This is a genomic window from Thermobacillus composti KWC4, from assembly GCF_000227705.2.
Lineage (GTDB): Bacteria > Bacillota > Bacilli > Paenibacillales > Paenibacillaceae > Thermobacillus > Thermobacillus xylanilyticus.
Genome location: NC_019897.1, coordinates 1,949,489 through 1,964,900, shown reverse-complemented (window position 1 = coordinate 1,964,900; position 15,412 = coordinate 1,949,489). Strand labels below are relative to the sequence as shown.

20 protein-coding genes and 1 tRNA gene are annotated in these 15,412 nt (G+C 61.2%); all 21 read left to right on the top strand.

Annotation, left to right across the window (positions count from 1 at the left end; genetic code table 11):
* Positions 1–68: 68 nt before the first annotated feature.
* The 21 genes from THECO_RS21680 (at position 69) to THECO_RS09070 (ending at position 15,407) form a co-directional block, all read left to right on the top strand.
* The gene (locus THECO_RS21680) at positions 69–269 is read left to right on the top strand and encodes a hypothetical protein (RefSeq protein WP_015254756.1); all 201 of its coding nucleotides are present in this window, start codon (positions 69–71) and stop codon (positions 267–269) included.
* Between the two features lie 107 nt (positions 270–376).
* A complete protein-coding gene (cmk, locus tag THECO_RS09165; RefSeq protein ID WP_015254755.1) occupies positions 377–1,087 on the top strand; it encodes a (d)CMP kinase in 711 nt (236 codons plus the stop codon).
* Positions 1,084–1,659, top strand: coding sequence for a lysophospholipid acyltransferase family protein (locus tag THECO_RS09160; RefSeq protein ID WP_015254754.1), 576 nt, complete (start codon positions 1,084–1,086; stop codon positions 1,657–1,659). Before cmk ends, THECO_RS09160 begins: the two co-directional genes overlap by 4 nt.
* 98 nt (positions 1,660–1,757) lie before the next feature.
* Positions 1,758–2,993, top strand: a complete 1,236-nt coding sequence (rpsA, locus tag THECO_RS09155; protein WP_015254753.1) for a 30S ribosomal protein S1 — start codon at positions 1,758–1,760, stop codon at positions 2,991–2,993.
* 131 nt (positions 2,994–3,124) lie between these two features.
* Positions 3,125–3,715, top strand: coding sequence for a hypothetical protein (locus THECO_RS09150; RefSeq protein ID WP_015254752.1), 591 nt, complete (start codon positions 3,125–3,127; stop codon positions 3,713–3,715).
* A gap of 103 nt (positions 3,716–3,818) precedes the next feature.
* Entirely contained in the window at positions 3,819–5,141 is a 1,323-nt protein-coding gene (gene der, locus THECO_RS09145) for a ribosome biogenesis GTPase Der (RefSeq protein ID WP_015254751.1), read from the top strand.
* A gap of 12 nt (positions 5,142–5,153) precedes the next feature.
* Complete coding sequence (gene plsY / locus THECO_RS09140) at positions 5,154–5,768, top strand: glycerol-3-phosphate 1-O-acyltransferase PlsY (protein WP_015254750.1); 615 nt, start codon at positions 5,154–5,156, stop codon at positions 5,766–5,768.
* Positions 5,758–6,795, top strand: a complete 1,038-nt coding sequence (locus THECO_RS09135) for an NAD(P)H-dependent glycerol-3-phosphate dehydrogenase (protein ID WP_015254749.1) — start codon at positions 5,758–5,760, stop codon at positions 6,793–6,795. Before plsY ends, THECO_RS09135 begins: the two co-directional genes overlap by 11 nt.
* Positions 6,796–6,905: 110 nt before the next feature.
* The gene (locus THECO_RS09130) at positions 6,906–7,184 is read left to right on the top strand and encodes a stage VI sporulation protein F (protein WP_015254748.1); all 279 of its coding nucleotides are present in this window, start codon (positions 6,906–6,908) and stop codon (positions 7,182–7,184) included.
* A 120-nt stretch (positions 7,185–7,304) separates the two neighbouring features.
* Positions 7,305–7,484 carry a DUF2768 family protein gene (locus THECO_RS09125; protein ID WP_015254747.1) on the top strand — a complete coding sequence of 60 codons (180 nt, stop codon included), beginning with the start codon at positions 7,305–7,307 and terminating at the stop codon, positions 7,482–7,484.
* A 22-nt stretch (positions 7,485–7,506) separates the two neighbouring features.
* Complete coding sequence (locus THECO_RS09120) at positions 7,507–7,803, top strand: 2Fe-2S iron-sulfur cluster-binding protein (protein WP_015254746.1); 297 nt, start codon at positions 7,507–7,509, stop codon at positions 7,801–7,803.
* 16 nt (positions 7,804–7,819) lie between these two features.
* Positions 7,820–8,443: a nucleotidyltransferase domain-containing protein gene (locus THECO_RS09115; protein WP_015254745.1), complete on the top strand. Its 624-nt coding sequence runs from the start codon at positions 7,820–7,822 to the stop codon at positions 8,441–8,443.
* Positions 8,440–9,186 carry a hypothetical protein gene (locus THECO_RS09110; RefSeq protein ID WP_015254744.1) on the top strand — a complete coding sequence of 249 codons (747 nt, stop codon included), beginning with the start codon at positions 8,440–8,442 and terminating at the stop codon, positions 9,184–9,186. Before THECO_RS09115 ends, THECO_RS09110 begins: the two co-directional genes overlap by 4 nt.
* Positions 9,187–9,572: 386 nt before the next feature.
* Positions 9,573–11,051, top strand: coding sequence for a stage IV sporulation protein A (gene spoIVA / locus THECO_RS09105; protein WP_015254743.1), 1,479 nt, complete (start codon positions 9,573–9,575; stop codon positions 11,049–11,051).
* A gap of 237 nt (positions 11,052–11,288) precedes the next feature.
* Positions 11,289–11,564 carry an HU family DNA-binding protein gene (locus tag THECO_RS09100; protein ID WP_015254742.1) on the top strand — a complete coding sequence of 92 codons (276 nt, stop codon included), beginning with the start codon at positions 11,289–11,291 and terminating at the stop codon, positions 11,562–11,564.
* A gap of 117 nt (positions 11,565–11,681) precedes the next feature.
* A tRNA-Pro gene (locus tag THECO_RS09095) sits at positions 11,682–11,758 on the top strand.
* Positions 11,759–11,928: 170 nt separating this feature from the next.
* A complete protein-coding gene (mtrB, locus tag THECO_RS09090; protein WP_015254741.1) occupies positions 11,929–12,150 on the top strand; it encodes a trp RNA-binding attenuation protein MtrB in 222 nt (73 codons plus the stop codon).
* Positions 12,151–12,270: 120 nt separating this feature from the next.
* On the top strand, positions 12,271–12,831 hold the full coding sequence (locus tag THECO_RS09085) for a hypothetical protein (RefSeq protein WP_015254740.1): 561 nt from the start codon (positions 12,271–12,273) through the stop codon (positions 12,829–12,831).
* Between the two features lie 112 nt (positions 12,832–12,943).
* Positions 12,944–13,813 carry a heptaprenyl diphosphate synthase component 1 gene (locus tag THECO_RS09080; protein ID WP_015254739.1) on the top strand — a complete coding sequence of 290 codons (870 nt, stop codon included), beginning with the start codon at positions 12,944–12,946 and terminating at the stop codon, positions 13,811–13,813.
* Between the two features lie 17 nt (positions 13,814–13,830).
* The gene (locus THECO_RS09075; protein WP_157373703.1) at positions 13,831–14,535 is read left to right on the top strand and encodes a demethylmenaquinone methyltransferase; all 705 of its coding nucleotides are present in this window, start codon (positions 13,831–13,833) and stop codon (positions 14,533–14,535) included.
* Positions 14,532–15,407 carry a UbiA-like polyprenyltransferase gene (locus THECO_RS09070; protein ID WP_015254737.1) on the top strand — a complete coding sequence of 292 codons (876 nt, stop codon included), beginning with the start codon at positions 14,532–14,534 and terminating at the stop codon, positions 15,405–15,407. The genes THECO_RS09075 and THECO_RS09070 overlap by 4 nt, the downstream gene beginning before the upstream one ends.
* Positions 15,408–15,412 lie beyond the last annotated feature (5 nt).

Below are 15,412 nucleotides of genomic sequence, written 5' to 3'. Positions count from 1 at the left end.
CCGTCCGCCGCGCATCGGATTCCCGATATTCGGGAATACTGCCCATTCCGAGGAAGGGGGAGCGGCGGATGGATCAACGGAATGCCGGTCGGAGCGGTCGCAGGATGTGGACGGCCGCTGCGGACAGGATTTGCATGCGGCTGGCCGTCATCATCGCCGTACTGATCGCGCTCATTGTCGCGGCGCAGACGGCGCTGCATATGGACGGCATACGGCCGTTTCTGTCAAAGACGGAACGCCTCGAAGGCGTGCCGCACGGGGACAGATAATTTTGCATCCTGCTGCGGTATGTGGTATAATTTTCGCGTTTGGCAGGCCGTGCCTGCTTTTTTCATCGTGCCTGCTTTTTTCATGATGGTCGCTGGAGGGGTTTACGCTGACGAACATTGCGCAGGACAGCAGTCCGCGGCGCATCGCGATCGCCATCGACGGTCCGGCGGGGGCCGGCAAGAGCACGGTTGCCCGTCTGGTAGCCGGCAGGTTCGGCTACGTTTACATCGATACGGGCGCTATGTATCGGGCGGTTGCGCTGGCTGCGCTTCGCGCGGGCGTCGAGCCCGGGATGACGGGCGAGCTTGAAAAACTGGTGTCGGAGCTGGACATCCGGCTGGAACCGGGCGATGTCGTGCAGCGCGTTCGCCTGAACGGCGAGGACGTGACGGATGAGATCCGGTCCCGCGCAGTGACATCGGTTGTCCCGGCCTATGCGGCGGTGCCCGCTGTGCGGGCCAGACTGGTGGAACTGCAGCGCGCCATGGCCCGGGAAGGCGGCGTCGTCATGGACGGCCGGGACATTGGCACCCACGTGCTGCCCGACGCGGAACTCAAGGTTTTTCTTACGGCAAGCGTGCAGGAGCGTGCGCGAAGACGGTACGAGGAAAGCGGGCGGGCGCAGGGGATGACGCTCGAGATGCTTGAAGAGGAGATCGCCGAACGGGACCGGCAGGACGCAAGCCGGGAAATTTCCCCGCTCGTCAAGGCAGAGGACGCGATCGTCCTGGATACGACGACGCTTACGGCCGAAGAGGCGGCGGAACGCATCGCCGCGCTCGCCGGACGATCGATCGCGGAGGCGGGCAGATCATGAACCTCTACGAGATCGCCCGGGTTGTGCTGCGGATCCTCTACACATTGCTGTTCCGGCTCAAAGCCTACGGCGTGGAGAACGTGCCCCGGGAAGGCGGCGTGCTGATATGCTCGAACCATATCAGCGTGCTGGACCCGCCGACGCTCGGCATTTACGTGCCGCGGCGCCTTCACTACATGGCCAAGTCGGAGTTGTTCAAGTTCAAACCGTTCGCCGCGCTCATTACGGCGCTCGGGGCATTTCCCGTCAAGCGGGGCGGCGTCAGCAAAGAAGCGATCAAGACGTCTCTGCAGCTGCTGCGGGATGGTCATGCAATCCTCATGTTTCCTGAAGGAACACGCAATTCGGACGCTTCCTCCGCCAAACGCGGAGCCGCGTTGCTCGCGATCCGGAGCGGAGCGACGGTCGTACCGTGCCGAATCGTCGGAGGCTACCGGCTGTTCCGAAGGACATACGTCATCTACGGGCCGCCGGTCGACCTTTCGCCGTATGCCGACGGTACGGACGGCGAAGCGCTGGATCAGGCGACTGAGCTCATCATGCAACGCATCCGCGAGTTGCAAGTCGGATAGGCAGATGAATCATTCATTCGTTTTAAATGCGCCGACCGTTTCAACAGCGGCCGGCGGGTTTAAATAAAGTTGGGGCAGAATCGAGGAGGTTAGTGTCCATGTCAGAAGAAACGAAAAACCTGGAAACCGCGGCAGCGGAAACTCAAGCCGAAACCGCGGCGGAGACCATTACGGAGCAAAATCTGGATCAGATGGTCACCCTGAAGAAAGGCGATATTGTGAAAGGCACGGTCATCAAGATCGAGGACAACCAGGCTTATGTAAGCCTTGGATATAAATATGACGGTGTCATTCCGCTTCGGGAACTGTCGGCTGTACAACTCGACAACGCGGCGGATGCCGTGCAGGTCGGCCAGGAACTGGAGCTCAAGGTCATCAGCATCGACGATGACAAGGAGCGCCTCGTCCTCTCGAAACGCCAGGTCGATGCCGGGAAAGCATGGGATCGGCTGCAGGAGCAATTCGAGAAAGGCGAAGTGCTCGAGGTGACGGTCGCCGATGTGGTCAAAGGCGGTCTCGTCGTCGACGTGGGCGTCCGCGGCTTCATTCCGGCATCGATGGTCGAGCGCCACTACGTCGAAGATTTCAGCAGCTACAAAGGCCAAACGCTGCGTGTCAAAATCAAGGAGCTTGACCGGGAGACGAACAAGGTCATCCTGTCGGCCAAGGAAGTGCTCGAAGAAGAGTACGAAGCGAACAAGCGTCGCATCATGGAATCGCTTGAGCCGGGTCAGATCATTGAAGGCACCGTGCAGCGCCTGACGCCGTTCGGAGCGTTCGTCGACATCGGCGGCATCGACGGTCTGGTGCACGTTTCGGAGCTGGCCTGGGAACATGTCGCCCATCCGCGCGACGTCGTCTCCGAAGGACAGCAAGTGAAAGTGAAAGTGCTGAAGGTCGATCCCGAAGCAGGCAAGATCAGCCTGAGCATCAAAGCGGCGCAGCCCGGTCCGTGGGAGCTTGCGGCTGACAAGTTCCACAACGGCGACATCGTCACCGGCACCGTGAAGCGCATCGTAAGCTTCGGCGCGTTCGTTGAAGTGGCGCCCGGTGTGGAAGGCCTCGTTCACATCTCGCAGATCGCGCATCGCCATATCGCGACGCCGCATGAAGTGCTGAAGGAAGGCCAGGAAGTGAAAGCGAAGGTGCTCGACTTCAACCCGGCCGAGAAGCGGATCTCGCTCAGCATCAAGGAGACCGAGGAAGCGCCGGAGCAGCCGTCCCGTTCGGAGCGGAACAGAGGCGGCCGCGATCAGGTTGAATCCATCCCGAAAGAGAACCTGAGCTTCACGCTCGGCGAACGTTTCGGCGACAAACTCAGCAAACTTAAATAAACCCGACGTCGACAGTGGGGCCGTCTTCACCGGATCGCCGATCCGTGCGGGGGCGGCCCTCTTTGCGGCTCTTCCGTCGCCCGCAACGTATGCGGCCTTCCGGCGCATAATAGGGCGAGGAGGGATAGCCGGTGAATGCTGGTTGGACGACGGCCTGGGTGATGGTAACGGCCGGCATATTGCTCGCGACCGGATGGAAGAAGCAGCTCCTCGATGATGTCCCGCCCCTTCGCGCAGCCGTGCTGGCCGCTGCGCTGCTGGCCGCATGCGGGTTTGCCGGCGTATGGACCGGGTTGGCCGGGTCGGCGCTGCCGCAATGGCTGACGGTCTTCGGCGCCTGCGCCTTGCTGCGGAAGGCCGAGCCAGGCAAGCGTCTTCAGGCGTTGGCCGGCGCCGTTCTCGGAAGCATCGCCTGGATATGGCTGAGGAAGCTGTATGCGGCCGATCCGGTGTTCATTCTCTGGGACGCTCAGCTGGACGGGCCGTTGGCGGCCGGCTTACTCGCCGCTGCCTCGGCGGGACATTTCCGGGCGCAATTCGCGGCCGTCGCTGCCGCGGCGATCGCGGCCGAATGGGCTGTTCCCGCCGCGGACGGCGGATGGGCATGGCTGGACGGATTTCTCGCATCGCTCTCGGCGGCGCGGGCGGTTACGGTGCTTGCGCGCGGCGCCGCGGCGCTGGCCGGCCGTCTGCGGCCGCACGCGAACCGCGGTGCCGAATGATCCATTTCCGGATGAAGGCGTTTCTATGGTATATTGTATAAGTTAAGTGCAGTTTTTTCGATCGCTGAATGCTGGTCGAATGATGATCAAGGAGTGGGCAAGGATGGCAAGACCCGTTGTCGCGATCGTCGGGCGGCCCAATGTCGGCAAGTCCACCATTTTCAACCGCATCATCGGTGATCGGCTTGCCATCGTGGAAGACAAGCCCGGCGTAACCCGCGACCGCATATATGGTACAAGCGAATGGAACGGAAAGACGTTCAGCATTGTGGACACCGGCGGCATCGAGATCGACGCCGGAGACGAGATCATGCGCTCGGTTCGGGCGCAGGCCGAACTGGCCATCGACGAAGCCGATACGATCGTGTTCATGGTCGACGGCAAAGCGGGGCTTACCCATGCCGACGAAGAGGTTGCGCGCTTGCTGTTCCGCTCGGGCAAACCGGTCGTCGTCGCGGTGAACAAGGTCGACAACCCCGGGAGAATCGACTCCATTTACGAATTTTACAGCCTTGGTTTCGGGGATCCGATCGCGATTTCCGGATCGCACGGCACCGGCATCAGCGATCTGCTCGACCGGGTTGTCGAAGCGCTGCCTGAACCTTCGGAAGAGGAGTACGACGATGATGTGATCCGGGTGGCGCTCATCGGACGCCCGAATGTCGGCAAGTCATCGCTGGTAAACGCCATCCTGGGCGAAGAACGCGTCATCGTCAGCGACGTGGCGGGCACGACGCGCGATGCGATCGACACGCCGTTCGAGAAAGACGGGCGGAAGTTCGTGTTGATCGACACCGCCGGCATGCGCAAGCGGGGCAAAATTTACGAGACGACGGAGAAATACAGCGTGCTTCGGTCGCTTAAAGCGATCGAGCGATCCGACGTCGTGCTGGTGCTGATCAACGCGGAAGAAGGCATCATCGAGCAGGACAAACATATTGCCGGCTATGCCCACGAAGCGGGCAAGGCCTCGGTGCTCGTTGTGAACAAATGGGATGCCGTGGAGAAGGACGACAAGACGATGCGGCAGTTCGAACTGCGCATCCGCGACCAGTTCCAATTCATGTCCTACGCGCCGATCGTGTTCCTGTCGGCCAAGACGAAGCAACGGCTGCACAGGCTGCTGCCCGTCGTCGAACATGTGGCCGAACAGCATGCGATGCGGGTGCAGACGCATCTCTTGAACGATATTGTCGCCGACGCCGTCGCGGTCAATCCGCCGCCGACGGACAAAGGCAAACGGCTTCGCATCAACTATGCGACCCAGGTTGCGGTCAAGCCGCCGACGATTGTGCTTTTCGTCAACGATCCCGAACTGATGCATTTCTCCTACTCGCGTTATCTGGAGAACAAGATCCGGGAGGCGTTCGCGTTCGAAGGCACGCCGCTCCGCATCATTGTGCGCAAGAAGTCTGACGAGGATTAGGGGGAAGTCTGGTTGTTGGCATCGATTATTGCAGTCGCGGCGAGTTACTTGCTTGGCTCGATATCCTTCAGCATCCTGATCGCGCGCTGGGTCAAGGGCATTGACATCCGGCAGCACGGCAGCGGAAACGCGGGCGCGACGAACACGCTGCGCGTGCTCGGGAAAGGCCCGGCGGCCGCCGTTTTCCTGCTCGACGTGGCCAAGGGAATTGCCGCGGTTCTGATCGGGCAATGGCTGGGCGAGGGCGAGATCTGGGTGCCGATCCTGTGCGGTGCGGCTGCGATCACCGGCCACAACTGGCCGATCTGGTTCCGCTTCAAGGGCGGCAAAGGCATTGCCACGACGATCGGCGTCATGGCGACGCTTGCGTTCTGGCCCGCGCTCCTTGCCGGCATCATCGCGATCGCCGCAATCGCCATTACGCGGTATGTTTCGCTCGGCTCGCTGATCTTTGCCGCCCTTTTGCCGGTTTTCATTCTTGTTTTGTCCATGCCTTATGAGCTGTTCTGGGTCAGTCTGCTGATCTGCGTCTATGCATTCATCCGGCATCGCACGAATATCGTGAAACTGGTCCGGGGGCAGGAACACAAGCTCGGAGCCGGGAAAGGAGTGCCGAATGGGAAATAAGCGCGCTGCCGTACTCGTCGCCGGGAGCTGGGGAACGGCTCTTGCGACCGTCCTTGCCGACAACGGCTGCGACGTGACAGTATGGACAAGGCGGGCGGAACAGGCGGACGAGATCAACCGGCATCATACGAACAGCACCTATCTGCCGAACGTTGTATTGCATGAACGGATACGGGCCGTGACGGACATGGCCGAGGCGCTGATCGGCGCGGACATCGTCGTGTTCGCCGCGACTTCATCCTCCGTAAGGGAAGTGGCGAGAAAGGCGGCCGGCTGCATCCCGCAGAATGCCTATGTCGTCCATGCCGTCAAAGGGTTCGAGCGCGATACACTTAAACGGATCAGCACCATTCTCGCCGAAGAGCTCGCGCGGCCGGAATCTTCCATCGTCGTGCTGTCGGGACCGAGCCACGCGGAGGAAGTCGTCCGGCGCTGTCCGACGACGGTCGTCGCCGCATCGATGTCGAAGGAAGCGGCGGAAGCGGTGCAGGACTATTTCATGAACGCCTATTTCCGCGTTTATACGAATCCGGATCTCATCGGCGTGGAAGTCGCCGGCGCGATCAAAAATATCATTGCGCTCGGCGCCGGGCTGTCCGACGGCCTCGGATACGGGGACAACGCCAAGGCCGCCCTGATTACGCGCGGTCTTGCGGAGATCGGACGTCTCGGCCAGGCGATGGGCGCCCAGCTCCTGACGTTCGCCGGGCTCGCCGGCGTGGGCGATCTGGTCGTGACGTGCACGAGCCGGCACAGCCGCAATTGGCGCGCCGGTTCGATGCTTGCCGGCGGCATGAGCCTGGACGAAGTGCTTGCATCGATGGGCATGGCCGTCGAGGGCGTCGGCACGACGCGTGCCGCCTATGCGCTCAGCCGCCGGTATGGCGTGCCGATGCCGATCACCGAGCAGCTGCATGCCGTATTGTTCGAAGGAAAGCCGCCGAAGGCGGCGGTGGAAGCGCTGATGGGCCGCGTCCGGACGCACGAAAGCGAAGAAGTGGCGAAAGCCTGGCTGGAAGCCGAGTGAAGGCTCAGCTGCGAACGTTTCTCGTCCGCGGATGACGCGAATGGAACAAGGCCGCACCATGTGTCCCGACTCCGCATATGATGCATTCAGCACAACGGAGGAGGGGAGCTATGAGCGGCAAGAACTTGTCCAAAGACGTCCTGAACGTCGTAAAGAAAAAGACCGGCAAGCCGATCAGCGAGCAGCAGGTGAAGAAGCTGGCCGGCAGCGTGACGGCGAAGACGTTCCAGAACGAAGCCGAGCTGCGCCGCTTGATCAAACAGGTGTCGGCGGTCGCGAACGTGCCCGTATCGGAGGATACGGTGAACGATATCGTGAACGCGGTCCGCAAAAGCGGCATGAATATGGAGCAGCTGGAGTCGCTCATCCGCACGATGATCCGCAGGTGAGCGCAAAACCGGGGCAGCCGGCATCCCTCCGCGGCGGGGTGCCGGCCGTTTTTGCTTGTATCGCCGCACCGATGGTATAATGTTCAGGAACTTTATGCGAAACTGGAGACGATAACGGACATGGATGCCATGACGAAAATGTGGGTCTCGCTGATCGGAATCGGGTTGATGGCGCTGTCGGCCGTCGCGATTACGTTCGCGCGACTCAAGACGAAGGGATTTGTGCGGGGCGTTCTTTCACTGATCGCTTTCCTTCTGCTGATGATCGGCTTTTTGCTCGGACTGATCTCCATTCTGTAATGTACATAAGGAGCATGAAATCATGATTTATTTGCGCGGAAGAACGAAGGAAGCTTCCGTCCCTGCCGAAGCGGGGCTTTCCCTGTTGGAGCACGCGCTCAAGGCCGGCGTTGACTGGGGATTCTCCTGCACGCGCGGCACCTGCGCCCGCTGCCGGTGCAGGGTCGAGGCGGGAGCGGAATGGCTGGAAGACATTACGGACGCCGAATGGGACAGGCTGGAGCCGGAAGAATTCGACGAAGGCTACCGGCTCGCCTGCCAGGCTGTCGTGCGGGCGGGGGCCGGAGAGATCCGCGTCGTGAACCGCCCGTATTTCTGACCGCGGAGTGAGCGCCATGGATCATGAGTCCCGGATCGAACGGGCGCTGTGCCGGATCGCGGAACGGCTGGACGGAACCGGCGTTGCCTGGGTGGTCGGCGGCAGCGCCGGATTGATGCTGCGCGGGCTGCCGCTGCCGGCGCCGCCGCGCGATCTTGATCTGTACGCGGATCCGACGGATGCGGAGGCGATGCACGAGGCCTTGAGCGTCTGGGCGGTCGATCGACCGGTCCGCAGTGTGACGGAGCGCTATGAGTCCATTTTGAGCCATTATCGCATTGAAGACGTCCACGTGGAGCTTGTCGGCGGATTCGTCGTCGAAGACCGCGGCTGCCGGTACGAGGTGCGCGTGCGGGACATTCTGCTGCCGGAAGCGGAGCGCCGCACGCTGGAGCCTTGCGGCACCGGCGCGGCCATCGTCCCGCTCGCGCATGAGCTGTGGTTCAACTGGCTGCGCGGGCGAAGGGACCGTCTGGAGCTGGCCGCGGACGCCATCGCCGCGGATCCGGACCGTCATTTGCGAGCTTTCCGCGCCTTGACGGCTGATAGCCGCTTCACTCCCGAGGCGATTGCAGAGGTGGAATCGCTGCTGTCCGCAGCGGCGAGACATCGGAAGGAAAGGGCGGGCTGCGAATCATGACAAGGTTCGTCAGGCGGCGACCGGGCGCCTGGTTCCGCGTCCCGGCCGCCTTGCTCATCATTTCCGTATTGCTGACCGGCTGCCTGTATCCGAAAGACCAGCTTGCCCAGAACCGCATGCCGCCGCGCGACGCGGTTAGGCTCGTGCAGGCGGCGGTGGACGACTACCGCAGGGACACGGGGCTCTTGCCGATCAAGAACGCGGGTCCGGAAACGCCCCGATACGAGAAATATGTTGTTGATCTGGCCAAGCTCAAGCGGACCGGCTATTTGTCGGACTTGCCGGCGGCGGCCTACGAGAAAGGCGGAAACTATTATTTTCTCGTGCTGGACGAAGAGACGGAACCGATCGTCAGACTGATGAACATCGCCGTCCTGCAGCAGCTGAACGATCTCCAGAGCCGCGTGGATGAATACAGGTCGTCCAACGGCGGCGCTCTGCCGGCCGGAGAGCCGGTCTATCCGTCGTTCGCCGCGCTCGATTTCGACAAGCTGGGCGGCAGAAAACCGGATATCCGCAGCGTCTTCAGCGGCCATCCGATCACGGTGCTCGTCCATGACAGCGGCGCCGTCTTCGCCGATTACGGCATCGACGTGCGGCGGCTGGTCGAAAGCAGCGGCACCGCGCCGGACCCGGATGCGGACCTGCGCGAGCTGCTGACGCGGGAGACGCTGTTCGTTCCGGTCAAATCTCCCGTCTATCATTGGATCGACGGCGACCCGACGGCCCGATACCCTGAATAAAGGTTGTTCCTGTGCGAAAGGCGGAGCATGAGGCTCCGCCTTTCTTAATTTTTAACAGTCATAGACGATCATTTCACGTCATATACCAGCAGAGGAAAGCATGCGGCCGCCGTGCTGACAAATTCTCGGACGGGGTCATATTCGGGACGTGTCTGTAATAGGATGATACCAGTCCAATACGGTTCGAACAGCGGACGCCGGACGATGCCGGGCCGGCCATGCTCCCGGTCCGGTGCGGCGCGGAGAGGTGCGATCGGCGGCGACGGGCGGCTCAAGGAGCACGGCGATGGTCCGGCCGGGCGCCGACGAATCCGAGGTCCCGCGCTGCCGGCGGTGCGCCCGGACGCACTCCGTGTTCTCGGAAAATCGAATGGAGGGGATATCGAGTGGAAAAAGTCGACATTTTCAAGGACATCGCCGAACGCACGGGCGGAGACGTCTACCTCGGCGTCGTCGGGGCCGTCCGCACCGGCAAATCGACCTTTATCAAACGGTTCATGGAGACGGTCGTGCTGCCGAACATCACCAGCGAGGCGGACCGGATCCGCGCGATCGACGAGCTGCCCCAGAGCGCCGCCGGGCGGACCATCATGACGACCGAGCCGAAATTCGTCCCGAACCATGCCGTGCAGATCCGCGTATCCGAAGGACTGGAAGTGAACGTTCGGCTCGTCGATTGCGTCGGGTATGCGGTGGACGGGGCCAAAGGATACGAGGACGAGAACGGTCCGCGCATGATTACGACGCCCTGGTTCGATGACCCGATCCCGTTCCAGGAAGCGGCCGAAATCGGCACGCGGAAAGTGATCCAGGAACATTCCACGATCGGCATCGTCGTGACGACGGACGGCACGATCGCCGAAATTCCGCGCAGCGCCTATCTGGAAGCGGAAGAGCGGATCGTGCAGGAACTGAAGGATGTCGGGAAGCCGTTCGTCATGATCGTCAACTCGACGCGGCCGAATTCCATCGAAACGCAAGCCCTTCGCAGCGAGCTGCAGGCGAAATACGATATCCCGGTCATGGCGCTCAGCGCGGCCACGATGGGCGAAGAAGACGTCCTGTCCGTACTGCGTGAAGCACTCTACGAATTCCCGGTGCACGAAGTCAATGTCAATCTCCCGAGCTGGGTCATGGTGCTGAACGAGAACCACTGGCTCAGAACGAGCTACGAGCAGTCGGTCCGCGACACGGTGCAGGACATCCGGCGGCTTCGCGATGTCGACCGGGTCGTGCAGCAATTCCTCGAGTACGACTTCATCGCGCGCGCCGGCCTCAGCGGCATGAACCTGGGCCAGGGCGTGGCGGAGATCGATCTGTATGCGCCGGATGAGCTGTACGATCAGATCCTGACGGAAGTCGTCGGCGTCGAGATCCGCGGGAAAGACCATCTGCTGCAGCTGATGCAGGAATTCGCTCATGCCAAGAAAGAATACGACCGGTTCGCGGAAGCGCTCGAAATGGTGAAGACGACGGGATACGGCATTGCCGCTCCGACATTGTCCGAGATGTCGCTTGACGAGCCGGAACTGATCCGCCAGGGTTCCCGGTTCGGCGTCCGGCTCAAAGCCACGGCGCCTTCGATCCATATGATCCGCGTCGATGTCGAGTCGGAATTCGCGCCGATCATCGGCACGGAGAAGCAGAGCGAGGAACTGGTGCGCTATCTGATGCAAGATTTCGAGAACGATCCGATCAAGATTTGGGAATCGGACATTTTCGGCCGGTCGCTGCATTCCATTGTGCGCGAAGGAATCCAGGGCAAAATCGCGATGATGCCGGACAATGCGCGCTACAAACTGCAGGAGACGCTCGGCCGCATCATCAACGAAGGTTCCGGCGGCCTGATTGCCATCATTCTCTGAACCGGGGAAGCGCGCTTGATACGGCGCGCTTTTTTCACGTTCGGACGAAAGGATGCGATCAGGACGTCAATGACCGGGGAATGCCTGAACCGCCGCGCCCGGCGCCCGGTTTCTACTTGAAAATCGGAATGCCCTGTATTAGTATAGAAATTGTGCGGTCAAAGGTATAAATTGGCTTGGAACGGTTAAACAGTATGATAGGAAAACGGTCAGCCGCAGCCAGGGGAGGTGAATGCGATGAACAAATCCGAACTCGTCAACAAAGTAGCCGAGATTACCGAACTGTCCAAGAAAGACGCTGCCAAGGCGGTCGATGCCGTATTTGACGCGATTGCCGAAGCTCTGCAAAACGGAGAAAAGGTGCAGCTTGTCGGTTTCGGCAATTTCGAAGTCCGCGAACGTTCTGCACGCAAAGGCCGCAATCCGCAGACGGGCGAACCGATCGAAATCGCCGCCAGCAAGACGCCCGCCTTCAAACCTGGCAAGTCGCTGAAGGAAATGGTCGGGGAGTAAGCAGCCCCCTGATGCCGTGATCGTCCGGATGGCGCGTCCATTCGGACGATATCATTTTTGTGCGCGCCGGCTATTGACAGCGGGCCGGCGATCGATTAGAATCATCTTTGCGTTTGTCGGGTGTTAGCTCAGCTTGGTAGAGCGCTACCTTGGGGTGGTAGAGGTCGCCAGTTCAAATCCGGTACACCCGACCATTTCTTCTCGAAGAGGAACTGCTTCCGCAAGGCAGGAAGCAGTTTTCTTTGTACAACGACAATACCTTCACAGCGCAAGCGGTGCGCCCTCCCGGAAGGACGGCGCAAGCCGCTTGGCTTGCCGGCGCACGGCACCGGCCGACGCGCACGAAGACGCCGGAGGCGATGGAATGGACACGAGCATGGCGGATTACGTGGTCATCAAGGCGAAGGATCAGGGCGTCGTTGTCATCGGACTTACCCGGGGTCAGAACACGAAGTTTCATCACACCGAGAAACTTGACAAGGGCGAAGTGCTGATTGCGCAGTTCACCGAGCATACGTCCGCGATCAAAGTCCGGGGCAAGGCGACGATTCTGACGAAGTACGGCACGATCGAGACGGATCAATAAACCTGAACGGCGCGGTCCCTCGCGGCTGCGGCGGAGAAAGCAGGCATAGCCTGTTTTTTTTGTTTGTACACTATACAGGCGGGGACATCCCGGCAAGAAGCGAATGGCGGAGGGATCGGGATGAAATCAGTCGCCTGGAGAGCGCTGGCTGCCGCAGCCTGCTGCGCGGCCGCCGCAGCCTTGCTGCTTGCGGTGCTGCAACCGGAAGCCGTGCAGCCCGATGGACGGCATTTGGCGGTATTTCGCCAGGATCGATCCGTCCGGCTGGACAGCAACAATGTGGTCGATCTGCTGGCTTCGGCCGAATTCGGACAGAAGATTAAGCGGGTGCATTGGTCCGGATCCGTGCTGTCCGTCGATTTTGCGGTTCGGGACGATGACGCGGCGGCGGAAGCCGTTTTCTCGGACTTGAAGGAATTGATTCTGCAGGCGTTCGGTCACACGACGAACGTTCAGCGCCTGCTCGTCCGTTTCGAAGAAAATGAAGCCGGGTCAGCCGCCGGCCGGGGCAGGCTGCTGCTGGCAGCCGACGTCCGCCGATCCGACCCCTGGATTGCGGAGCAATGGACCGGGCTCAAAGACGCGGATCTGGGCCGCGACGCGGTCTGGCGCAAACGGCTCAGGTTGACGGCGACAAGCCGTTGGAACGAACGATTCGGCCGCGTGGCGCCGGAATCGTGATAGCTGTGTGTCCTTCGGATGTGTTCGGCTTCACAATGTGCTATAATAGGTTTCGAATTTATACGGCCAAGGCGCGGCATGAAACGCCGGCCGCGGCCCGGAGGCATAATGGATGAACGCTTACCGCATTCCCGAAATCGCGAAGAAATATATCGAGTACGACATGATCCGCAAGCATACCGAATTGCCCGCATTCCCGGATTCCCGGGCTCGTTTGTTGTATACGCTGCTTGCGAGCGGCAAGCACCCCTCCGAGCGGAGCGAGCTTTACGCCCTCGTCGTCTGGCTCGTTCAGCTCGGCCTGGACACGCATGACCTGGTGGACAATCACTCCGGCAAACGTCCGGAGCGTGAGATGCGCGCCCGCCAGATTCTGGTGCTTGCAGGCAATTACTTCAGCAGCCGGTTTTACCATCTGCTGTCGCAGGCCGGACAGATCGAGATGGTCCGGCGGATCAGCAACGCGGTGTGCGAGGTCAACCGGTTGAAGATGAACCTCTATACGCGCATGAAGCAGCGCAAGGTGACGGCCGATGAATACATCGGCATCCACACCGAGCTCAAGACCGGTCTCTTCGAACTGTTCGGCAGCCTGCTGGACGAGCGCTTGTCGGCGCTCTATCCGGATCTGTTGCGCGGGTTTACCCGCTGCGAGGTCGTACTGAACGAACTCGAACGTGTGGAATCGCCCGGTCACTTCGAAGGCAGCTGGGGATACTGGCGCATCATGCAGGACGGCACCGAGGACGAGCGCCGGCAGCTTGCACAGCATCCCCGGGAAGAAGGGCTGATCCGTCAGTTGATCGCCAAATACAACCTGCGCGCCCAGCTGACCGAATTGCTTCGCCAGTCCATTGCGCAGGTGCAGGCCGTTCTCCGGCTTCTGGACTCGGACAAGCTGGCGGCGGAACTGGCGCAGATCGGCAGAAAGCTGCATCCATCCTTTGCCTTGCAGCACGCCGTGACGAACGAGACGAGGTGAAGGACTTGGAAGGCAAGATGAAGGAACAGTACGTTCACGAAGTGTTCCAGAGCATCGCGCCGAAGTACGACAAGATGAACGACATCATCAGCTTCCGCCGCCACAAGGCGTGGCGCGCGTTCGCGATGCGGCGCATGAGCGTCAGGCCCGGCACGTCGGCCGTCGATCTGTGCTGCGGCACGTGCGATTGGACGATCGCGCTGGCCCGGGCCGGAGCCGCCCGCGTCGTCGGGCTGGATTTCAGCGAAGCGATGCTGGAGATCGGCCGGCGCAAGGTTGAACAGTCCGGGCTGGCCGGCCGGATCGAACTGCATCACGGGAACGCGATGGCGCTCCCGTTCGAGGACAACGCGTTCGATTACGCGACGATCGGGTTCGGGCTCCGGAACGTGCCGGATCTTCGCCAGGTGCTGCGGGAGATGACCCGCGTCGTGAAGCCCGGCGGGCTGATCGTCAGCCTGGATGCCTCGAAGCCGACCTGGCAGCCGTTCAAGGCGTTGTACGATCTCTATTTTCAGCATTTGATGCCCCTCCTGGGGAAAATATTCGCCAGCCGCTACCAGCAGTACAAATGGCTGCCCGAATCGCTGTCCCAATTCCCCGGAAGGCATGAACTGGCGGAGATTTTCCGCGAGGTCGGGCTTGTGGAGGTGCAGGCTTACCCGCTGTCGGGCGGCGTGGCCGCACTGCATATCGGCGTGAAACGGGGCGGAAAGGCATGATTCGCAAGATACGCATTTTCCTCGAAATGATCAAGTTTGAACATTCGCTCTTCGCGCTACCCTTCGCGTTCGTCGGCGCCATCCTCGGCGCCGTCATGATGCTGGACCGGCTTCCGACCTGGAGCGAGATCGGCTGGGTCACCGTCGCGATGGTCGGCGCGCGCAGCGCGGCCATGGGGCTCAACCGGCTGATCGACCGGGCGATCGACGCGCGCAATCCGCGTACGGCGGGCCGTGCCATCCCCGCCGGGCTGCTCGGCATCCGTGAAGTGGTCGTCTTCATCATCGTATCGTTCGCGCTGCTGTTCCTCGCGGCGTTCCGGCTGAATCCGCTGGTCGTCAAGCTGCTGCCGATCGCCGTTTTCGCACTGGTATTTTATCATTATACCAAACGATTCACCTGGCTCTGCCATCTGTTCCTCGGATTCACGATTGCGCTCGGTCCCCTTGGAGGCTGGCTGGCGGTTACGGGAGAAGCGAGCCCGGCGGCCTATCTGTTGTATGTGTCCGTCGCCTTCTGGACCGCGGGTTTCGATATCGTTTACGCCTGCCAGGATGCGGAGTACGACCGGGAGGCGAAGCTGCATTCGATTCCGGCCCGTTTCGGCGTCCGGAACGCGCTGCTCATCGCGCGGCTCTTCCATATCGTCCCGGCCTTCGGGTTTCTCACGCTGTTCTGGATGACGGATCTCAGCTTCGGCTACCTGGCTGGCGCCCTGATCTCGCTCGGCATTCTGGCGTACCAGCATATGCTGGTCAAACCGGAAGATCTGAGCCGCGTCAACATCGCCTTTTTCTCGATGAACGGCACGCTGAGCGTCGTTCTGTTTGCGTTCACTTTGTTTGACCTGGTGGTGCTTCACAAGTGGTGAGCGGG

Coding starts and splice junctions, on each gene's coding strand:
- THECO_RS09135 (WP_015254749.1), top strand. CDS start 5,758: ATGGGAAATAAGCGCGCTGCCGTACTCGTCGCCGGGAGCTGGGGAACG.
- THECO_RS09110 (WP_015254744.1), top strand. CDS start 8,440: ATGACAAGGTTCGTCAGGCGGCGACCGGGCGCCTGGTTCCGCGTCCCG.
- THECO_RS09160 (WP_015254754.1), top strand. CDS start 1,084: ATGAACCTCTACGAGATCGCCCGGGTTGTGCTGCGGATCCTCTACACA.
- THECO_RS09070 (WP_015254737.1), top strand. CDS start 14,532: ATGATTCGCAAGATACGCATTTTCCTCGAAATGATCAAGTTTGAACAT.
- THECO_RS09130 (WP_015254748.1), top strand. CDS start 6,906: ATGAGCGGCAAGAACTTGTCCAAAGACGTCCTGAACGTCGTAAAGAAA.
- THECO_RS09125 (WP_015254747.1), top strand. CDS start 7,305: ATGGATGCCATGACGAAAATGTGGGTCTCGCTGATCGGAATCGGGTTG.
- THECO_RS09115 (WP_015254745.1), top strand. CDS start 7,820: ATGGATCATGAGTCCCGGATCGAACGGGCGCTGTGCCGGATCGCGGAA.
- THECO_RS09085 (WP_015254740.1), top strand. CDS start 12,271: ATGAAATCAGTCGCCTGGAGAGCGCTGGCTGCCGCAGCCTGCTGCGCG.
- rpsA (WP_015254753.1), top strand. CDS start 1,758: ATGTCAGAAGAAACGAAAAACCTGGAAACCGCGGCAGCGGAAACTCAA.
- der (WP_015254751.1), top strand. CDS start 3,819: ATGGCAAGACCCGTTGTCGCGATCGTCGGGCGGCCCAATGTCGGCAAG.
- THECO_RS09120 (WP_015254746.1), top strand. CDS start 7,507: ATGATTTATTTGCGCGGAAGAACGAAGGAAGCTTCCGTCCCTGCCGAA.
- THECO_RS21680 (WP_015254756.1), top strand. CDS start 69: ATGGATCAACGGAATGCCGGTCGGAGCGGTCGCAGGATGTGGACGGCC.
- THECO_RS09075 (WP_157373703.1), top strand. CDS start 13,831: ATGAAGGAACAGTACGTTCACGAAGTGTTCCAGAGCATCGCGCCGAAG.
- THECO_RS09100 (WP_015254742.1), top strand. CDS start 11,289: ATGAACAAATCCGAACTCGTCAACAAAGTAGCCGAGATTACCGAACTG.
- mtrB (WP_015254741.1), top strand. CDS start 11,929: ATGGACACGAGCATGGCGGATTACGTGGTCATCAAGGCGAAGGATCAG.
- THECO_RS09080 (WP_015254739.1), top strand. CDS start 12,944: ATGAACGCTTACCGCATTCCCGAAATCGCGAAGAAATATATCGAGTAC.